The sequence below is a fragment of the Vibrio superstes genome (genome assembly GCF_003569005.1).
GTDB lineage: Bacteria > Pseudomonadota > Gammaproteobacteria > Enterobacterales > Vibrionaceae > Vibrio > Vibrio superstes.
Genome location: NZ_BCUR01000003.1, coordinates 1 through 2,709, shown reverse-complemented (window position 1 = coordinate 2,709; position 2,709 = coordinate 1). Strand labels below are relative to the sequence as shown.

Annotated in this window: 2 protein-coding genes and 1 pseudogene; 2 read left to right on the top strand and 1 reads right to left on the bottom strand. The window is 42.2% G+C overall.

The features are described 5' to 3' along the window. Positions 1 to 240: 240 nt before the first annotated feature. Entirely contained in the window at positions 241 to 1,272 is a 1,032-nt protein-coding gene (locus D5I41_RS07925; protein ID WP_119009197.1) for a linear amide C-N hydrolase, read from the bottom strand. A gap of 199 nt (positions 1,273 to 1,471) precedes the next feature. Between D5I41_RS07925 and D5I41_RS07920 the strand changes: the two genes are divergently transcribed. After that, a complete protein-coding gene (locus D5I41_RS07920; protein WP_119009198.1) occupies positions 1,472 to 2,377 on the top strand; it encodes a LysR family transcriptional regulator in 906 nt (301 codons plus the stop codon). Between the two features lie 97 nt (positions 2,378 to 2,474). After that, a pseudogene (locus tag D5I41_RS07915) lies at positions 2,475 to 2,606 on the top strand (transposase family protein); the annotation flags it as partial. Positions 2,607 to 2,709: the final 103 nt, after the last annotated feature.

Sequence of the window (2,709 nt, the reverse complement as noted above, 5' to 3'; positions counted from 1 at the left end):
GCCCCATTATCATCCAGAGTAAATACTCTTTCACATATTGTTCAAATGTATTTCCCCTACTAAATCTAAGGGGCTAGACAATGCTATTTTTGTGTAAGAAGTTAAAAATCGTATTTTTAGGGCGGGAGGATTACCGTACAGAATGAGAATTCTGTCTGTTTACTGGAACATCTAAAAGCAATTCAACAGAAAATGAGTATGGAAAAAGGTCGCAACACGCGACCTTCTGTATACTTTATCTTACCACTGGATATCACTGTACTCAGTTTTTGACTTGTAGATATCACGATGCGTAAACTTGACATTGGCAAAGTCAATTTTGTTCAGATCAATTTTCTGGATATCCATATTGTCAAAGGTGCGTAGGTAGTAATCAGTGTTTTTCAGATCCACTACGTTAAAATAGCCCACCATCTGTGGTTTCGCGTCTAGCCATTTCCAGTATAGAGAACCTTGTGGAATATCCATGGTGTTGAGCATGGTCCAAGCGTGGTTGACTGCATCAAAGTCATTTTTAACACGCGCAAAATCGTTGGTGTAGTTCATTGAAACAATGTGTTTAGTACGACCAAATGGGGTGCGCTCAAACGCAGGGAAACCCAAGTCAGACCATTTCACATCAGACGCTTCATAATCAGCTACACCGCCCAAATGTAATGCCGCTTCTTCCATTTGCAGTGGGTATGCTGGCTCATTAGTCATAACACCTAGTTTATTTTCATGGATTTCTGGGTAGCCAGAGCCATCCGTCCACTCAACCACAATGGCTTTCTCGGTGTCAGTGATCGCTAGGTGTAAGCCCACATCGATACCATGTGCAACAGGCAGATCAGAGTTTTCAACTTTCACTTTCTTCAGCAGTTCAATGGCTTCATCAACTGACTTTGCGTTTGCCAAAATATAAACTGAGATATTCTGTTGATTGTAATCACCCTCACCAATTTCAGCGTATTTACTATGGTTTCCACCACCGCCTAGACCGAGGGTTTCAACGTTTAGGCCTTGCTCGTTTAGACCTGAAGAAACCCAGTCTGTATCGCCGTGCATGATGCCAACATAACCGATGCTACCTGTAACACCACCGAATCCTTCATAGTTACGTGGTGCCATGAAAACACGTTCTTCCAATTTAATTGGCGATTCCATAGAACGACCAACGATGCGGTTGTCCTGTGGAGTGTCAAAGAAAAAAGTAGAACATGCGTTTGCAGTGCCAGCCAAACCAGCAGAAACTGCTGCAGCGATAGCTAAAGTTTTAAATGTGTTTTTCATCTCAATTACCTCGTGGATTTAAATTCTTCGACATCCGTTGCCGTGTTGTCCTTGCGTGGTTTGAATTATTCCAACAAACAAGTTCCTCAACAAATCGCTATGAGCACCTTTTGGGTGCTCTAAAATCATTGATAGCCCTTTCATTGTCAATTACACTTTTACTCAATGAGAAAATACGACACTTTCACAAAGGGCAAACATGGAATACTCATTGAACCAAATAGAAGCCTTTGTTCACACCGTCGAAACTGGCAGTTTTAAAGACGCGGGCATTCGATTAGACAAGCGCCGACAAGTGGTTGCTCGCAGCGTGGCCTCGCTTGAAGAAACATGTAACGTATCTTTATTTACAAGACATACGCGTCACGTAGAAATAACTGAGGAAGGAAAAAAGTTATATAGAACCGCAAAAAGAGTATTACTTGATGCCCGAAATTTTGAAAATCAGTTAGCGAGTTTTAATCGCCAATTACCCAACTCTTTCTCTGTAGCAATTGATAGCAGCCTAGCCTGTCCTGAGATAGCAAACTGTTACCTCGCAGTTCTTGAAGAAATCCCTAGCATCGATTTGAAAATATCTATGGGAGGCACCAAGCAAGTGATTGACTGGGTGAGCGAGGGCACGGTTGAAATGGCATTGTTATTTTCTCCATTACTTAACCTAGATAACTTACAAAATATCACAGTATTAGACTTTCCTGTTGTGGATGTTGGTCCACCCAACCTGGTCAATTTCGGAGAGATAAAAGAACAAGACACACTCTCTGACATGACGCAAATTGTCCCTCAATCTGTTTTGGACTTTGGTTATCAACAAGGTTACATCGATAGCGATAAGAACATTTTTGTCAATGACTTACAAGAGAGTGTCAATATGATGTTAGCGGGTGTCGGTTGGGCGAGGCTACCTGAATTTATCGCCCGTCCTCATATAGAAGCCGGTCGTCTCAACGCTTTCTCTCGCTTAGGGGGCAGTTCAGGAAATTGGTATGCTGAAGTGATTTATGCCAATGATGAAATGCTCACGTTGGCAGGAGATATATTTTTAGAGCACGCCTTGCGGTTGCGTGAAAAGTTATACAAACGCAATGGAGTCAGATCTTGATTTACGGTGAGATAGCGAACGTTTATTGAACGATTTCATCCTGTTTGACCTAATGATCCAGCTGTGATCTTATACTCTCTTTTACGGGAGTATCTTCATGAGCATCGACGCTTTTTCTGAGCACTTCGGCCAACTAAATGACCCTCGCCAATCTGCCAAGATCAGCTATCCATTATTTGACGTCTTGTTTCTGACGATCTGCGCCACTATTGCTGGTGCTGAAGGCTGGAATATAGTGGCATAGTGAATTGGGCCACCAGATTAGAGGTTTGCAATACGTCAGGTAATCCATGAATTACTAATTTAGTGAAATCACTGACACGAAAATGTCC